This window comes from Lutibacter sp. (assembly GCF_041596795.1).
Taxonomy (GTDB): Bacteria; Bacteroidota; Bacteroidia; order Flavobacteriales; family Flavobacteriaceae; genus Lutibacter.
The window spans coordinates 1-17,449 of sequence record NZ_JBFHHX010000068.1 but is presented as its reverse complement, the minus strand read 5'-3'; the positions used below and the strand labels follow the sequence as shown (position 1 = coordinate 17,449).

Below are 17,449 nucleotides of genomic sequence, written 5' to 3'. Positions count from 1 at the left end.
CCAAAAACCATTACAGTAATGGGAGAAATTAAAATAACTTCGGTAGAAATTAAATTGCCAATTTTAATTAATAGTTGATTTTCAAAGTTATAATTTATAATAAAAAGAGCATCTATAGCATAAAAAAGGACCAGTACTAAACTAAAATAAGATAATAGTTTATTAGCGTTTTTAAGTTTTTTAGAAGATTTTTTTGAAAAAGAAATGGTGTAAAGAACACCCATAATTAGTATTAAAATACTAGCTATTGGAGCTGGTAAAAATTGGTTAGTTAGGTTTGTAAAAACACTTAAACTAATACACCAACTGAAAAAACTGACGAATCCAACAATTAAAAGAGAAATTGATAATTTGAGGGGTAAATTATTCATAAAAAACACGTAAAATATCTGTTTGCAAAAGTACTATTTATTAGTAATAAAAACAGTGACTTTTGTCATAAAATAAGGTAAGCGTTATTTTGTAAGTGGTTTAATTTTAAAATGTTAAGCGTCTAAAATACGTTTGTTTTTAGCTAATTATTAGTGACTTTTTTTTGATTTGTTTGGTATTGATAATTATCATTGAATATATTTTAAAAACTTTCTAATTTAGGGCTAATTAACCCATTATCAATAACTTGCTGTAATTGCTTTTTTGTTAAAAGATTTTATAAAAATTACTGTAATAAACGGATAAGCTGAAAACCGAATAGAGTAAGCATTACTTAATAATCATGATATGAAAAAATCAATAAAAATTTTAACACTGGTAGCTGTTACACTGATATTTATTTTTTCTAGTATTAATTGTACTAAAAAAGCAAAGGAATTGGACAAAACCATTGTTGAGCCTACATTTAATTTAGCTATTGCCAAAGCAGAAATTGAAGCGGCTAATAAAGAATTTATGAGTTTGCTAGCTGCTGCAGACTCCATAGGAATTAGTAATTTATATACAAAAGATGCTAAAATTATGATGTCGGGAATGCCATCAATAGTAGGGAATGAGGCAATTAAAGCTACTTTCTCTGGAATGATGAAGTCTGGGATTTCTAAAATAAATCTTACCACTATAGAAGTATGGGGTTCTGAAGATTTTATTACAGAAGAAGGAACCTATTCACTTTTTGCAGGAGATACAGAAGTAGACCAAGGAAAATATGTAGTGATTTGGAAAAAAGAAGAAGCTACATGGAAATTATTTAGAGATATTCTTAACTCAAATTTACCGGTAAAATAGTTAAACTTATAAAAATAGAAATGAAAAAATAATAATAGAAACAAAAATTAAAGGTAATTACAAGTTTTAGATCTAAATTTTTTTAGAAAAATTATTTGGTTATAAACTTGTAATTATTCTTTTAAAAAAAAATGTAACAAATATGACTAACTCTTTTTAATTAATTTACCCTAAAGTAGAAAGGTTTAATTAATTTTGAAGGGATTGAACTAAATTATAAGTCTACTTAAAAATGAAATACAAGAAATACATTAAAAATGCACCATTAGTTTCTGAAATTGGATTGGGAGCTTGGCAGTTAGGAGAAAATTCAGGTTGGAAAAGCATGAGTGAATTAGAAGCTATTGCTATGGTAAACAAATCTATGGAATTAGGTATTAATTTTTTTGATACTGCTCCAAATTACGGACACGGAACCAGTGAATTAAGGCTTGGAAAAGCACTAAAAAATTTTGATAGAAGTAAAATAGTAATTAATACAAAATTTGGACATTCTGTAACTGGAGAAACTAATTATAGTGCTAATATTATAAGAGAATCTTTAGAAGGAAGTTTAAAAAGATTACAAGTAGATTATATAGATTCACTAATTATTCACAATCCTCCAGTAGAATATTTAAACGGAAATAACAATCCACATTATGAGATTTTAGAGCGGTTAATGGATGAAGGGAAAATAAACGCTTATGGTGCTTCTTTAGACACCTATGCCGATATGAAACTTTTTATGGAAACAACAAATTGTAGTGTTATAGAAGCTTTTTTTAATATTCTTCATCAAGATTCTGCGCTGGCTTTTGATTTAGCACAGGAAAAAGAAGTAGGTATTATTGCAAAAATTCCGCTAGATTCTGGTTGGCTTTCAGGTAAATACAATGCTGAAAGTACATTTACAGATATTAGAAGTCGTTGGTCTAAAAAAGATATTATTACAAGGAGTAATTTGGTGAAAAAAGTGAAGGATATTATAGCTAATGAAAATAATTTAGCACAATCTGCAATCTCATTTTGTTTGGCTTATAAAGCTGTTTCAACTGTAATTCCGGGTAATACAACAATTACCCAGTTAGAAAATAATGTAGAAAGTGCTAATAAACCACTTTCAAAAGAACTTGTTAAAAAGTTAGAAGATTTTTATCAGAATGAAGTAAAACATTTAAATCTTCCTTGGTAGATAAAATTAAAATTAGTTTGTTTACAATTAGAGCCTTTTAGTAAGTTTTTAACTTGTATAATAAATATATATTATAATTTATTTATAATATGATATTTAAGATTGTAGAGAAGTAATGAAAACCTCTAAACTAGTTTTAACAATTTTTGCTGTTTGCATTTGTATCAATTCTTTTGCTCAAATTGATACTAAGGTAAATACATTTGACTCTATTAAAAGTTTGACGTATACAGTTTATCAATTAAAAACAAAAAATAATAAAATAATAAAAACTTCGCCTACTATACTTTATGATTATTATCCAATACAATATCCTTTAAAAAAATGTTACTATAATACAAAAGGAAATTTAGTTGTAAAAGAAAATCAAAGTCAAAAAGATACTATATATTACAATTCTAAAAATCAAAAAATTAAAATGGTTCTTTATCCTAATGCTAAAAAGTTAAACGATAGTATAACTTTTTTTTATACGTATGATATATATGGTAATATAACTTCTGAAAAAACTGTAGCTTCTTCTCCTAAACTAGATTATTACCTAAATGGTAACTTATATTCATACAAATCATTAATCAATAAATTTTATATAAATTTTTATGTATTAGAAAAAGATTCAGTTGGAATAAAGCAATTTGATAATGAAAAAGTGGAATTAAATTATTATTACCGGTTATTCAATAATAACAATCAATTATTAAAAGAAAAATATGTTACCACAGATAAAAATACATATCCTTTAAAAGTAGATTCTATAATTCATAATGTTGAATATCAGTATAATAATGAAAATAAAATTATTGAAATTTCAACTGTTAAAAACCATATAAATGCCTTAGGTAAAACATACTTAACCAAAAATACAGAGGAACATAATTATTTAAATCAAGGATTAATTCATGAAATTAAATATTATAATGATCGTAATTTAATAATGCAACAGCGGTATATACTTAATACAAAAGGTAAATTATTAGAATATTCCAACCACTGGGTTTCTCCAAATAAAACTGCAATATATAAGTACAATTCAAACGGAGAACTAAAAAATTACATTTTTAAAAGAAAAGATAAAATAGAAAGAAATATTACACTTCAATACACCTATAACAACAAAGGAAATTGGATAGAATGTATTCACTTTAACAAAAAAAGTAAACCTAAATATTTAATTAAAAGAGGTATTGAATATTATTAGTTTTAGATAATTTTCTGCATAAAATAAAAAAAAATACATTTTTCAATAATTAATAGTAAAAAATTTACAATGTAAGTCTATGGACTATTATATTTGTACCGATATGTTTAATTTTTTAAGCAATCAGTTAATAATAATAAAAGATTTTAACTTTACAATTAAAGTAAATAAGTTTAAAAAATAGTAACTACTAAAAAAGTTAAAAGATTAAAAAATAGAATTTATAAATTGAAATTAAAATATTATGAGAAGTGATGAAGTAAAAAAAGGACATCAAAGAACTCCACATAGATCCTTATTTAGAGCAACTGGATTAGTTGATGAAGATTTTGACAAACCATTTATTGGAGTAGCAAACTCTTATATTGAAATTATTCCGGGACACTTTTTTTTAGATAGAGTCTCAAGAATTATAAAAGACGAGATTAAAAAAAATGGTTGTGTTCCATTTGAATTTAACACAATTGGTGTTGATGATGGAATTGCAATGGGTCATGATGGAATGCTTTTTTCACTTCCTTCTAGAGAAATTATAGCCAACTCTATAGAAACAGTGATGAATGCACATAAGTTAGATGCTATGATTGCCATTCCAAACTGTGATAAAATTGTTCCTGGAATGATTATGGGAGCTTTAAGAGTAGATGTGCCAACCATTTTTGTAAGTGGAGGACCAATGAAAAAAGGACATACTAAAGATGGTGTTCCTATTGATCTTGCTACTGCTTTTGAAGCCGTTGGAAAATTTGAAGCCGGTGAAATGTCTAAAGAAGAATTAAATGATATTGAGTGTAATGCTTGCCCAAGTGGCGGAAGTTGCTCAGGAATGTTCACAGCAAACTCTATGAATACTCTTATGGAAGCAATGGGAATTGCGCTTCCAGGAAACGGAACCATTTTAGCACTTACCAAAGAAAGAGAACAACTATATAGACAAGCAGCAAGAAGAATTTGTGAAATAGCAAAAGACAGTGCAAAAACAGAAAAATTTAAGCTAAAAAATATATTAAATGAAAACGCTGTAAGAAATGCATTTGCTGTTGATATGGCAATGGGAGGAAGTTCCAATACAGTGTTGCATATGTTAGCCATTGCACAAGAAGCAAAAGTTAACTTTAACCTTGAAGATATTAATAGTATTTCGCAAAAAGTTTCTCATATAGCTAAAATTTCTCCAAGTTTATCAACTGTTCATATGGAAGATATCAATAGAGCAGGAGGTGTAAACGCTGTAATGAAAGAAATGACTAAAAGAGGCGATGATATATTATTAGATAACTTAACAATTACAGGAGAAACTGTATTGGAAAAAATTAAAGATTCTTTTATAAAAGATACTAATATTATTCATACTATAGATAATCCATATTCGCAAGTAGGTGGATTGGCTATTTTATACGGAAATTTAGCTGAACAAGGAGCCGTAATTAAAACTGCCGGAATTACAGGAGCAAGAGCTTTAACCGGAACAGCAGTTTGTTTTGATGGGCAAAATGAAGCTATTGAAGGAATTTTATCAGGAAAAGTAAAAGCAGGAAACGTTGTTGTAATTAGATATGAAGGACCAAAAGGAGGGCCAGGAATGCAAGAAATGTTAGCGCCAACTTCATTAATAATGGGAATGGGACTTGGAGATAAAGTTGCATTAATTACTGATGGTAGATTTAGTGGAGCAACAAGAGGTGCAAGTATTGGACACGTTAGCCCGGAAGCTGCAGAAGGAGGAATGATTGGATTGTTAAAAGATGGTGATGAAATTCACATTGATGTAGATAAGTATATTTTATCGGTAAATTTAACAGACGAAGAAATAGCAAAAAGAAAAGCCGAGTTTACTCCAATTAAAAAAGAACTTACATCAAGCTGGTTAAAACAATACAGAGCATTGGTAACAAATGCAAGTAGCGGAGCAGTTTTAAAAACAGACTTGTTTTAATTGTAATTTTAAAAAAAAAGTAATTCAATTCATTTTAATAATTTGAGTGCTTTTGAACTTTTAAAGATTTGTGACTTCTACAGTCACAAATCTTTTTTTTAGTGTTTAATTCTTTTTAAATTAAAAACGAATTCTTTGTTAAACTTACTTCATAATAATTTATTTAACTAAACAATAAGCGCATTAATTCTTGATGTAATACCATAAAAATTGAGTTGGTTTTGTATGTAATTTAAATGAGATATTTTAATTACAATGTATTTTTTTAAATGTACACCAATATATTTGTATAATGAACGTACGTTCATTACTTTTGTAAAATATTTTACTGTTTGTATCAATTTTTATACTTAATGTTTACTTAAATTATGTTCGTTAATTTGTTGATTGTTAAATATTTAAAATTAATAAAGTAAAAGTAGGATAGCTTATAAAAGAGAAGAGTTATTAATTTAAAAGAATAATTATGCCAAACTTAGATAAAACTGGTCCTGGAAATTTAGGTCCTAAAAAAGGAAAGAAACTAGGTATATGCAAAAAAACGGATGTTGAAAATAAAGAAATTGAAGAAAACTATTTATTTAAGGTTGAAGATTTAAAGAAAAGAAACGCTATTAAAATAGCTTATAAACAACTAAAAAACAATTAATTAACATTAAAAATTTAATAGTTTTAATTAATTGAATGTGTGAAAAAATAGATGTTAAATGAGTATAGGGAAATCGAATATAATACAAGGAGAAAGAGTTCAACTGCCAACCAAATATGGTAATTTTGAAATTATTCCATTTCAAGAAAAAGAAAATGGTCTGGAACATATTGTATTAATTAAAGGAAAATTATCATCAAAAGATAGTGTTTTAACAAGAATTCATTCAGCTTGTGCTACGGGAGACATATTTGGATCTTTAAAATGTGATTGTGGAGATCAATTAATAGAAGCTATGAAATTAATTGAAAGTAAGGGAAGCGGATTAATAGTTTATTTACAACAAGAGGGAAGAGGAATTGGTTTAATGAATAAGATGAAAGCTTATAAATTACAAGAAGAAGGTTTAAACACAATTGAAGCTAACCTACATTTAGGGTTTGCTCCAGATGAGCGAGAATATGAAATAGGTGCAGAAATATTGAGTACATTAGGTATAAAAAAAGTAAAGTTAATAACCAATAATCCTGATAAAATAATAGGACTGGAACAAAGCGGAATTAGAGTTGTTAAACGTGTTCCTTTAATAGTGCAATTCAATCCATTTAATAAATATTATTTAGAAACAAAGGAAATGCATATGGGGCATCAACTTAAAATAGAAAAAACAGAAAATTAATATAATTTTATTAGATGTTTTTAATGTGGTAATATTCTAAGTTTGTTAGTTGAAAAATATTAAATTGCTATTAATGTTACAAAGTGTGGCTAAACTATTCCTTAATTTTTACGTAAATTGGATTAAATTATCTAAAATTACAAAAGAAACGTATTATTGTTATTGTATTTAAATTAAAAAAAAGAAACACTTGAATATAATTGTACTAACTGAAAATTGCGCAGGTTCTGGATTTCTTGCAGAACACGGATTATCTTATTTAATTGAAAGTGAAGGAGAAAAAATTTTGTTTGATACAGGATCTACAAATGTTTTTAAAAAAAATGCAAGCACACTTGGTATTGATATTCAAAAAGAAGTGAATACAGTAGTTCTTAGTCACGGGCATTGGGATCACGGAGATGGATTACAGTATATAAATGATAAAACATTAATTACGCATCCAAATGTGTTTATAAAACGGTACAGAAAAAAAAATAATTCATTTATAGGTTTAAAACTAAGTAAAAGTGAAATTGAGCAAAAGTTTAATTTAGTTCTTACAAAAGAGCCTTATTATATTTCAGAAAACATAATTTTTCTATCTCAAATTCCATTATTAAATAATTTTGAAGCAAAAACAACTAATTTTATAGATGAAAACAATCAACCAGATTTTGTAATTGATGATTCGGCTATGGTGGTAATTGAGAATAATCAGTTAGTTATTATTACAGCGTGCTCACATTCAGGTATTTGTAATATAATAGATTATGCTATTAAAGTAACCGGTATTTCTACTATAAATGCCGTAATTGGTGGTTTTCATTTAAAAGAAAATAATTTACAAACTAAGTATACAATAGATTTTATTAAAGAGAAAAATATTCATAAAGTTTATCCATCGCACTGTACAGAATTTCCTGCGCTTGTTGCTTTTTATAAGCAATTTAATATAGAACAATTAAAAACAGGAATGGTTTTAAATTTTTAAAAAAAAATGCAATTGAAACAAATAACTATAAACCCAATTGGAATAATTTATACACCTTTTAAAACAATTAAAAGTATGCCAATTCAACCTCTTGCTGCAGAGGGAGTTAAAGGGTATATTGAACTGTTTCCACACTATTTAAATGGCTTAAAAGATTTAAATGAATTTTCCCATATTACATTAATATATCACTTACATAAAATAAAAGATTACAGCTTAGTGGTAAAACCTTTTATGGATAATAAAGAACATGGTATATTTGCCACCAAATCACCCAAAAGGCCAAATGCAATTGGGTTATCTACAGTTAAACTTTTAGGAATTGAAAATAATATTATTAGTATAGAAATGGTTGATATGTTAAATGAAACACCACTTATTGATATAAAACCTTTCTTTGCAAAGTTTGATAATAGAATAATTACAAAATCTGGCTGGTTGGAGAATCAGTTAAATATACCAACTAATGAACTTCGTTCTGATGAACGTTTTAAATAATAACACCTATGACAAATAATATGCTTATTGAAGATCAATATAAAAGAACAAGTTTGTTTGAAAAAGAAAATGTGAATTATTTAGTTCGCGTTTTAAAAAGGTTTAATACAGTACCTAAATTAAATAGTATAAATATAATTACCTCTATTAAAGAGCCAAATGTATTTAAAATTATACCTAATAAATCTATTGTAATAGGTACAAACTTTTTAAAAGAACCTGTTTTGGCGTTGGTTTATTTAAGATATGGTATAGAATGGCAATTGTGGTATAAAGCTTTAAGTAATGATAAACAAGATACTATTTTATGTGATGTAGCAGCGCTTGAAGTAACAAAAATATTTTATAAATTATTACCTAAAGACGATAAGGAGAAATTAGAATCTGTTAATTATTTACTAATAGATTTAATTAAAAATAATCAAGAGTTAGATACGGAATCATTACTAAAGTATAAAGTTCTTCAAGATTTTCACGGATTAAAAAGTACTAGTAGAGCTTTTAAAGAAGCTTGGAAACCTATTATAGAAAATTTAGCAAAACCAACAGAATATTTGTTGATGGATGGAGGAGATCTTCGTTTAAATATTGACGAAATTAATTTGTTAAATAAATATGGTTGTAGACCATTTCCAAGACCTGAAGCCTTTACTTTTGCTTCATCTACTGCAACAAGCGTTTCTAATTTTGCTTTTGATAAAACAGATAAAGTTAGAAGTATATTAATAAGAAATAGTTTAAAAAACGGCTTTAAACATACGTCTTTAGAGTTTTCTGAATTGTTAAAAAATAACCTTCGAAAAATATTTAAATTAAATGATGAATTTCAAATAATATTTTCGCCATCGGGTACAGATTCAGCACTTCAAATAGCAGCAATTACACAAATTATTTCTGAGAAAGATATAACACATGTTTTAGTTGCTTCAGATGAAACCGGAAGTGGTGTTCCTGCAGCATTAAAAGGCTGTCATTTTGAAAACACAACAGCATTAAATTATCCAGTAAAAAAAGGAGATAAAATAGAAGGGTTTAGAGATATTGATTTAATTAAAATTCCTTTTAGAGATGAAAATGGAGATTTAAAATCATCTAGTCAATTAGATGAAGAAGTTTTAAATGCAGTTTCAGAAACTAACAAACTAGGCAGACATATAGTGTTGCATACAATGGATCAATCTAAATTAGGATACCAATCACCTAGTGAAAAATTGTTGCAAAAATTAAATACACTCAAAAATTTATCATTACAAGTTATTGTAGATGCTGCACAAGTTAGATTAGACCCTTCAGATATTCAAAATTATTTAAACAAAGGGTATATTGTTAGTATAACAGGAAGTAAATACTTTACAGGTCCTCCGTATTCTGGAGCATTAATTTTGCCTAAAAAAGTAAGTAAATTAATAGATGCTGTAAGCACAACATTACCAGAAGGTTTAAACAATTATTACCATCATTCAGATTGGCCAGCATCTTGGTGTTGTTCAAACGAACTATCTAACGGATATAATTATGGTTCTTATATGCGTTGGAATGCCGCTATTGTTGAAATGGATAGGTATTACCGAACACCAATTTTATATAGAAATATGGGAATTGAAATGTTTTGTAATTTTGTTGAAGATTCTATAAACGAAGCTACTTTTTTAGAACCAATTTATAGCGATGAGGCAAAAACAAAAAGTTATAATAGTAAAGAATTTGGATTGCGAAATATCCGTACTATTTTCCCTTTCTTTATTCTTCAAAATAACCAAGTGCTATCGGTTGATAAAGTTAAAAAACTATATACATTGTTAAATTCTGATTTATCTGATGAATTTAAAAATGCTCCATTAGAAATTATTAGATTGGCTGCTCAAAAATGTCATATCGGACAAGCGGTTAATGTAAAATATGGAAATGATATTGAAAGCGCTATTTTAAGAATAAGTTTAGGAGCAAGAGTTATTTCGGAAAGTTGGGTAAATAGAGATATTAGTCTGTTTTTTAGAAATATAGAAACACAAATGAACCAAATTACGGTAATTATTAAAAAGATAGAATTAATACTTAGCAATCCAGATTTATTGAAAGATTAAACTTGTAAAAGTACATATCAATATTTTTTAAAAGGTATTGTTGTTTAAAAGCATCTAATTTTATAAAATTGGATGCTTTTATATTTAATACTACTAATAGTTTTAAATTGATTAAATTATACTGTAAATAATTTGTTAGTAACATTTAAATTTAATCTAATGAATTTTAAAAAAACACTTAAAAGTATCGTTTATCCGGTTACGGTGTTATCTGTAATTACCTTATTAAGTATAATTGTATCTGTTTATGCCTTGTATGTTAGTTTTACTCATTCTTCAGAATTTGGAATCTACGTAGCTGTTTTAATTCCAATATCAATAATTTTAATACTGTTTTATATAATAGATAGGTTTTTAGTAAAAAAGGTAACTTATTATAAATTAATTATAGCAGAACTTATAATTGGTGTATTTATTTTTTTATTAATTTCTTTTTTGGGTAGTTCCACCAATGTAAATTTCCATACAAGTAAAGATTATATTTTAGTAATATTTGATGCTAACGAAGATTCAATCTCAAAATTTAATAAAAAAGGTCTTTTCGGAAAGGAACTTAATATTTATAATACAAATAAGGTTCATTTAAATAAAACTATGTGTTTAATAAAAAACCTAAAAATTAATAACCCTAAAGATTGGAAAGGAGTATATTATACAGAAGGGACATATGTTAAAAATAGTGATTCAATAAAATATATTTATGTTTTTAAATTAAGTGAAGATGCAAACTATCAAAAAGTAAATTTTGTAAAACATTCAAAAGTTTATATAGATAGTTTAATTAGGCAGGAAATAAAATAAATTTATTGAGAGTGAATAATAATTGTAATTTTGAACTCTAAAATTAAAAATTAAATATCATTATGAAAACAATTAAAAAAATTTGCTTTGCAGTTTTATTTTTAACAATTACAGTAGCATGTACAGAAACAAAAAAAGAAGAAGTAAAAAATGAAACTGATGCAAGTGTTGAAGCAGTTATTGAAAAAGTAGAATCTGTAGAAACAGAATTAGATACTATTACAGTACAATTAGATGAAAAAGCTAAAGAATTAGATAATTCATTAAATGAGTTAGATAATATTTAAAAAAGTTTGAATTAGAAGAATAATTAAAAAATTAAAAAAAATCATGAATTACATAAAAATAATAGCAACTACAGCTTTAATGTTTATAGGTAGTTATGTTGCTACAGCACAAGAAATTCCTACTAAGGAAGTTAAAGAAACATATCAAAAAGGAAAGAATAATGCTCAAGAAAAAGGAGCAGAAATGAAGAAGGAAGGAAAAGAAAAAGTTTCTGATATAAAACAAAAGGGGAATGATAAGGTTGTTGGAATGAAGGATAAAGGTCAAAAAGAAGTTGAAAATACTAAAACAAAAGGCCAAGAAAAAGTTTCTGAGATTAAACAAAATGGAAAAGAAGATGTTAATGATTTAAGAAATAAAGGACAGCAAAAAGCAGAAGAAGTTAAAGGAGCTGAGAAAATTTCAGAAATGAATGATAAAATTGAAATATCAAAAAGTAAATTTGAGAATAAAGAAAATCTTACAGGAAAACCTTTACAAGCTGCTCGTACAAAGTTTGCTAGCGAAAGAGCAACTGAAAGTATTGCAAAAATACAAAGTATGGACTCTAAAGTTACTGAAGGGAAAGCAAAAATTGCTGCTGCAAAAGAACGCTTAGCTGCAGCCAAAGGAAAAATATCTGCTTCAGAATACGCAGAAAAACAAGCAAAGATAACTGATGCTGAGAAAAAGTTAAATAATTTTGAAAACTCACTTTCATCTAACCTTAATAAAGCAAAAGTTGCTAAAGAGAAATTAGATAAGTTTAATACAGAACACTAATTTTTTAATAAATTTTAAAAAAGCCCTAAATACTGATTTGTTTATGGCTTTTTTTTATGCTTTTAAGCTAAAAAAGGAGCTAGGTATAGTATTTAAGAATTAAATAATATTGCACATTACAAGGTATATTTTAAATTAGCAAATAATATAAATGTTATTTGTAGCCACTTAAAAAGTTATTTTTTTCAGCTTCGTAAATTGCTCTTAAATTTTTGTACAGAAACAAATGAAAACGAAATTACATATTTTTAAAATTGTTGCAAACCATTTAAGTTTTACTAAAGCTGCAGAGCAATTATTTATCTCACAACCAGCAATTTCTAAAGCCATTAGAAATTTAGAATACGAATATAAAATTACCCTTTTTTTAAGGAAAAGAAACTCTATTGAATTAACAAATGATGGAAAATCGTTTTTAATTTATACCAACAAAATATTAGAAATTTACAATGAAATGGAGAGTCAGTTTTTGCATAAAAATGAAACATTTCCAGATTTAATAAACTTTGGTGTAAGTACAACGTTGGCAAATTATATAATGCCTAAAGTAATTGCAAAATTTAGGGTTCAATTTCCAAAAACAAAATTTGAGATTACTGCAGGAAATTCTGATGAAATTGAGGAGTTAATATTAAATCAGAAATTAAATTTTGGAATTATAGAAGGGAAAAATAGTAACCGTAAATTACAATATCATAAATTTATTAAAGATGAAATTGTATTGGTTACTAATGCTAAAAATAACACTTATAAAAAGGGAATAATAAGTTTAGATGTACTACAAGAAATTCCTATAATTGTTCGAGAAATGGGTTCTGGAACTAAAGAAATTGTGTTTGAGCATTTAAACAACTTACATATTAAAAAATTAAACACTGTTGTAACACTAAATAGTACCGAAGCTATTAAAAACTACTTGTTTAATTCAGATAATTATGCATTTATTTCTATTCATGCTATTTCTGAAGATTTAATTAATAACAAGCTTAAAATAATAGAAGTTAAAGATTTAAGTATTGAACGTTGGTTTTATTTTGTATCCAGAACAGGATATCAGTCAAATTTAATGTCCTTATTTGAAAAATACACTTTAAAGAACTATAACTTTTAGTTATACGAAACAACTAATTGATTTGCTAAAAAGTTATTGAGACTGGCTATTTTTGTATTGTAAAAAATACAATATGAAAAGTTCAGTAGCAAAAATTATTTTTTTAGTTCCTATAATTAGTATACTTTTTTTCCCTATTAGTAGTTCGTTAGCTCTAATTCTTGGTTTTGTATATGCCTTGCTTTTTAAGCATCCATTTAAACAGAGTTGTCATAAAGCAATTCATCATTTTTTAAAAATATCTGTAATTGGTTTGGGATTTGGAATGTTTATTAAAGAAACAATTACAACAAGTAAGCAAGGCTTTAGTTTAACTTTTTTTTCTATTATTTTAACGGTAAGTTTAGGTTTGCTGTTAACTAAATTATTTAAACTTGATAAAAAATTAGGGCATTTAATTACTTCCGGAACATCTGTTTGTGGTGGAAGTGCAATTGCAGCTATTTCTCCTGTAATTAAAGCAAATAACAATGCTATTAGTGTGGCGTTAGGAATTGTGTTTTTATTAAATTCTATTGCCTTATTTGTTTTTCCAGCAATTGGACATTGGAAACACCTAACCCAAGAACAGTTTGGTTTATGGTGTGCCATTGCAATACATGATACAAGTTCTGTGGTTGGTGCTGCATTGGGTTACGGAGAAGAAGCTTTAAGAGTTGCTACAACGGTAAAATTATCTAGAACTTTATGGATTATTCCCTTATCTGTTTTATCTATGATTATTTTTAAAACAGAAGGAGAGAAAATTAAAATTCCGTATTTTATTTTGCTATTTATTTTGGCGATTTTTATAAATAGTTACCATATAATTCCAACTTCAATTACCAATGAAATTGTATTTTACGCAAAAAAATTATTAGTACTAACATTGTTTTTAGTAGGTTCTACAATTTCAATTAACGATTTAAAATCAACAGGAATAAAACCCATGTTTGTTGCCATTAGTTTATGGATTTTTATTTCACTGTTCTCATATTTATATATTACCTACAATATGTAGTAAATACGTAAAAAGTAAAATACGGTTGGTTTATTTTTATTGAAATAGTTAAAATTTAAAGTTTTAAAAGTATGATATATATAACAATTATGGCAAAAATTAACATTTACTATAGGCAATTATCATAAATTGTAGATACTATATTCAAAACAATTACGATTTTAGTCAATAAATATAAATCAATAGTTAAATTTGCAACTGATAAAAAAAAATTAAAAGCATTTATTCATGAAAAAACTGAATGAGTTTATTTGGGAAACACACGGTATTCATGCCGGAACAGAACAAGACCGTGTTAAACATGGAATTGATAAATTAGAAAAGGTTGTAGACAAAGCAATAGAAGCAAATCATCCTAGTATTACTTTTATAATACATTCTCCTCGCTTAACAAATTTTAGATATATAGCAGAAAGAGAAACAAATGTAAAGTTTATTCGTGGAAATAGATCCTATTTAAATTATCCAAAACGTATTGCAGATTTGCGTAAAAGATACGAAGGGAAAATAAACATTAAATATGGTGTAGAGTTAGAATGGATGGGCGCTGATTTAGGATTGCAGTGGAGCCGTTCTAAAATATTTCAGGCAGAAGATGCCGATTATGTAATTGGTTCAGTTCACTTTGCTCCAGAAGGTTTACCTTATGATGGTACAAAAGAAGAAGCACTTGAATTGTTAAAAATTAGAGGAAGCTTAGAAGCTTATTGGGATGGCTATTTTAATGAAGTTATTCAAATGATTGAATGTTTTGGTGATATGATTCAAATTATTGGTCATATAGATTTACCAAAACTTAATGTTGATATGCCAGAAGCATTATTAAATTTTGAAACAAGTTCACATCCTTTAGCAAATAAGTTTAGAACGTTGTTAGAGCTAATTGCCGACCGAAATTTGTCGTTAGATGTAAATATGGCAGGAAAATTTAAAGGAGTAGGCGTGTATCCAATACAAAGTATTTTAAGAAGAGCTAACGAACTACAAATTCCTGTTTGTTTAGGAACCGATTTACATCATGTGCGTTATTATGGATTAAACTTTAAAGAAAGTTTAGAATATATTCAGGAAGCAGGGTATGAGAATTATGTAAGTTATTCAAAATTAATTCCAGAGAATCGTACAATTTATGATGATCACGATTTAAAGGTTAAATATACAGTTCTAAATAAAGGTATTGAATTATTAAATCAACGATTGGATTCTGAACATAGAAAAATTATTCCAGATTTTTCTTTTGGAGGATCATTTTCCGAGTTTGTAGATATTTATAAAAATGCTACAGGAATGGGTGATTATAATGCAATTCGTATTCGTAAATGGGGAAAATCAATTACAATTACCAATGAAATTCCAAAATCATCAAAACGATTAGTAAACGGATTGTTTTCTGAACATGTAGATGAACCTGGAGTAATTTCTGCGTTATTTAATACATTAGCATCTGAAGGAATAAATGTTGAAACAGCACGATTAAAGTCTAATAACGATGGTACAGCAGTTGCTTTTTTAACTATTGAAAACAGCAATGGAAAAATTGCAGATGCTATTGAATTTGTAAATGGTACAAGCGCCGAATTATTTCATAATTTAACCTATAAAGAAAATGCCGAGTTGCCAAATTATTACGGTGAAGGGGTTTATTTATTAGAAATGGATGGTGTTAAATTAAATTTGGCATTAAGTGAAAAAGTAATACTTACCAAACATAACAATGCTCCTGGAGTATTATTAATATTGCTATCGGCCTTATCTTCAAAAAATATTAATATAATAGATTTAAGGTTAGGAAAATTAAATGATATAGGTTATTCAGCTATTGCTATTGATGGAGATAGTAATGTAATTAGAAATTTATTATCTAATTTAGGTGAGCAATATTATGAAGCAAACTTAATTGAATTTCATAGTATGTAAGTATAAAAATAAAATTTTAAATTTTTATAAAAGCAAAAAGTTGTGCAGCAGTGTACAACTTTTTTATTTAGCAGTAGTTTACATAAAAAAACCACCCCCGACATGCGAGGGTGGAAATTGCTATGAAAAAGATGTAGGAAAAATAACCTACCTTCTAAAGATAATACTTTAATATTTAATGCTAAAATATATTTAATAAATAAAACTATAATTACTTTAAAATAGAATTAAATATGAGTTTTTATTTTTTAAAAAAAGATACCATTGTTTTAAAAAATAGCATATTTTTATTCATTATAACTTAAAATATAAAAATTGCTAGTTTTCAATAATTTAAGGTTTGTTAAATAACAACATTAGTATACTTATTTTACTAATGCCTGTATGCATTGTTAATTTAGTCTACTAATTTAAAGTATAAAAACCTGCTTTTATAAGTTAAATAAAGTGCTAAATAGAATGCTTTAGTTGGTTTTTAGAAGTTAGCCTTAACACTTGATTAAATTACTAATTAAAGAATAAAATTGTCAAACCATGAAGCATCCATTAATAAAAATATTAATTGTTATTCTTTTAGGAGTATTTGTTTTAATGTTTGCAAGTGTAATCCAAATAATTATTTTAAATGAAACGAATATAAGTGAAAATTTTCCTCCACTTAAAAAAACAGCAATTCATTTAGGAATGTTAATTTCTTCAATTTTAATTATTTTAATACTTACTAAAGGAAAATTAAATGAATATGGCTTTAATTGGAACTTTAATTTTCCTTTTATGAAGATTGTATTTATCAGTTTAGCATTCGGATTTTTATCATCTGTAATTGGAAATTTTTTTATTAATTCAACATCAAAAACAGCAACGATGGATTTTACTTTAATTGAACAAATACTATACATTTGGTTGTTCGCTAGTATTTCCGAGGAAGTTTTTACACGTGGATTAATTCAAGGATTTCTATCTTCTTTAAAACATATTGGATTCAAATTTTTAAACTATTATTTAAGTTTACCTGTTATAGTGATATAATTAAATTTAGAACATCTCAATTTGCCTATAAATATGAAATGCCTAATAATAATTGGTCAGATTGGAGCGATTGGGAAGATACAAGTATTTTAGTTGTTTTTGACCTTTTAAATGAAAGGATAAAGATTT

General features: G+C 26.5%; 17 protein-coding genes. 16 read left to right on the top strand and 1 reads right to left on the bottom strand.

The genetic code is table 11. The features are described from left to right. Positions 1-371: hypothetical protein (locus ABY298_RS09415; protein ID WP_372745796.1), on the bottom strand; the 371-nt coding region annotated here is incomplete at its 3' end. Between the two features lie 349 nt (positions 372-720). Between ABY298_RS09415 and ABY298_RS09410 the strand changes: the two genes are divergently transcribed. The 16 genes from ABY298_RS09410 (at position 721) to ABY298_RS09335 (ending at position 17,320) form a co-directional block, all read left to right on the top strand. Further along, a complete protein-coding gene (locus tag ABY298_RS09410) occupies positions 721-1,221 on the top strand; it encodes a DUF4440 domain-containing protein (RefSeq protein WP_372745795.1) in 501 nt (166 codons plus the stop codon). 232 nt (positions 1,222-1,453) lie between these two features. Beyond that, complete coding sequence (locus ABY298_RS09405) at positions 1,454-2,395, top strand: aldo/keto reductase (RefSeq protein WP_372745794.1); 942 nt, start codon at positions 1,454-1,456, stop codon at positions 2,393-2,395. 220 nt (positions 2,396-2,615) lie between these two features. Further along, positions 2,616-3,593 (top strand): hypothetical protein, encoded by a 978-nt coding sequence (locus tag ABY298_RS09400; RefSeq protein WP_372745793.1) that lies wholly within the window; start codon positions 2,616-2,618, stop codon positions 3,591-3,593. A 244-nt stretch (positions 3,594-3,837) separates the two neighbouring features. Further along, positions 3,838-5,529 (top strand): dihydroxy-acid dehydratase, encoded by a 1,692-nt coding sequence (gene ilvD / locus ABY298_RS09395; RefSeq protein WP_372745792.1) that lies wholly within the window; start codon positions 3,838-3,840, stop codon positions 5,527-5,529. A gap of 466 nt (positions 5,530-5,995) precedes the next feature. Continuing rightward, on the top strand, positions 5,996-6,178 hold the full coding sequence (locus tag ABY298_RS09390) for a DUF5320 domain-containing protein (protein ID WP_372745791.1): 183 nt from the start codon (positions 5,996-5,998) through the stop codon (positions 6,176-6,178). Between the two features lie 58 nt (positions 6,179-6,236). After that, positions 6,237-6,857 (top strand): GTP cyclohydrolase II, encoded by a 621-nt coding sequence (ribA, locus tag ABY298_RS09385; RefSeq protein ID WP_372745790.1) that lies wholly within the window; start codon positions 6,237-6,239, stop codon positions 6,855-6,857. Positions 6,858-7,047: 190 nt separating this feature from the next. Further along, the gene (locus tag ABY298_RS09380) at positions 7,048-7,830 is read left to right on the top strand and encodes an MBL fold metallo-hydrolase (protein WP_372745789.1); all 783 of its coding nucleotides are present in this window, start codon (positions 7,048-7,050) and stop codon (positions 7,828-7,830) included. Positions 7,831-7,842: 12 nt separating this feature from the next. Continuing rightward, a complete protein-coding gene (gene tsaA, locus ABY298_RS09375; protein WP_372745788.1) occupies positions 7,843-8,328 on the top strand; it encodes a tRNA (N6-threonylcarbamoyladenosine(37)-N6)-methyltransferase TrmO in 486 nt (161 codons plus the stop codon). A gap of 8 nt (positions 8,329-8,336) precedes the next feature. After that, positions 8,337-10,412 (top strand): hypothetical protein, encoded by a 2,076-nt coding sequence (locus tag ABY298_RS09370; protein WP_372745787.1) that lies wholly within the window; start codon positions 8,337-8,339, stop codon positions 10,410-10,412. A gap of 159 nt (positions 10,413-10,571) precedes the next feature. Then, the gene (locus ABY298_RS09365) at positions 10,572-11,213 is read left to right on the top strand and encodes a hypothetical protein (protein WP_372745786.1); all 642 of its coding nucleotides are present in this window, start codon (positions 10,572-10,574) and stop codon (positions 11,211-11,213) included. A 62-nt stretch (positions 11,214-11,275) separates the two neighbouring features. Then, entirely contained in the window at positions 11,276-11,500 is a 225-nt protein-coding gene (locus tag ABY298_RS09360) for a hypothetical protein (protein WP_372745785.1), read from the top strand. A gap of 43 nt (positions 11,501-11,543) precedes the next feature. Then, the gene (locus ABY298_RS09355; protein ID WP_372745784.1) at positions 11,544-12,263 is read left to right on the top strand and encodes a hypothetical protein; all 720 of its coding nucleotides are present in this window, start codon (positions 11,544-11,546) and stop codon (positions 12,261-12,263) included. Between the two features lie 226 nt (positions 12,264-12,489). Continuing rightward, positions 12,490-13,374, top strand: coding sequence for a LysR substrate-binding domain-containing protein (locus tag ABY298_RS09350; protein WP_372745783.1), 885 nt, complete (start codon positions 12,490-12,492; stop codon positions 13,372-13,374). 73 nt (positions 13,375-13,447) lie between these two features. Continuing rightward, a complete protein-coding gene (locus ABY298_RS09345) occupies positions 13,448-14,374 on the top strand; it encodes a YeiH family protein (RefSeq protein ID WP_372745782.1) in 927 nt (308 codons plus the stop codon). Between the two features lie 228 nt (positions 14,375-14,602). Further along, positions 14,603-16,291: a histidinol-phosphatase HisJ family protein gene (locus tag ABY298_RS09340; RefSeq protein ID WP_372745781.1), complete on the top strand. Its 1,689-nt coding sequence runs from the start codon at positions 14,603-14,605 to the stop codon at positions 16,289-16,291. 534 nt (positions 16,292-16,825) lie between these two features. Then, positions 16,826-17,320, top strand: a complete 495-nt coding sequence (locus ABY298_RS09335; RefSeq protein WP_372745780.1) for a hypothetical protein — start codon at positions 16,826-16,828, stop codon at positions 17,318-17,320. Positions 17,321-17,449: the final 129 nt, after the last annotated feature.

Bases quoted from the DNA above. Each gene is read 5' to 3' on its own strand.
- ABY298_RS09390 (WP_372745791.1), top strand. From the start codon at position 5,996: ATGCCAAACTTAGATAAAACTGGTCCTGGAAATTTAGGTCCTAAAAAA.
- ABY298_RS09345 (WP_372745782.1), top strand. From the start codon at position 13,448: ATGAAAAGTTCAGTAGCAAAAATTATTTTTTTAGTTCCTATAATTAGT.
- ABY298_RS09355 (WP_372745784.1), top strand. From the start codon at position 11,544: ATGAATTACATAAAAATAATAGCAACTACAGCTTTAATGTTTATAGGT.
- ABY298_RS09410 (WP_372745795.1), top strand. From the start codon at position 721: ATGAAAAAATCAATAAAAATTTTAACACTGGTAGCTGTTACACTGATA.
- ABY298_RS09360 (WP_372745785.1), top strand. From the start codon at position 11,276: ATGAAAACAATTAAAAAAATTTGCTTTGCAGTTTTATTTTTAACAATT.
- ribA (WP_372745790.1), top strand. From the start codon at position 6,237: ATGAGTATAGGGAAATCGAATATAATACAAGGAGAAAGAGTTCAACTG.
- ABY298_RS09335 (WP_372745780.1), top strand. From the start codon at position 16,826: ATGAAGCATCCATTAATAAAAATATTAATTGTTATTCTTTTAGGAGTA.
- ilvD (WP_372745792.1), top strand. From the start codon at position 3,838: ATGAGAAGTGATGAAGTAAAAAAAGGACATCAAAGAACTCCACATAGA.
- ABY298_RS09340 (WP_372745781.1), top strand. From the start codon at position 14,603: ATGAAAAAACTGAATGAGTTTATTTGGGAAACACACGGTATTCATGCC.
- ABY298_RS09405 (WP_372745794.1), top strand. From the start codon at position 1,454: ATGAAATACAAGAAATACATTAAAAATGCACCATTAGTTTCTGAAATT.
- ABY298_RS09365 (WP_372745786.1), top strand. From the start codon at position 10,572: ATGAATTTTAAAAAAACACTTAAAAGTATCGTTTATCCGGTTACGGTG.
- ABY298_RS09370 (WP_372745787.1), top strand. From the start codon at position 8,337: ATGACAAATAATATGCTTATTGAAGATCAATATAAAAGAACAAGTTTG.
- ABY298_RS09350 (WP_372745783.1), top strand. From the start codon at position 12,490: ATGAAAACGAAATTACATATTTTTAAAATTGTTGCAAACCATTTAAGT.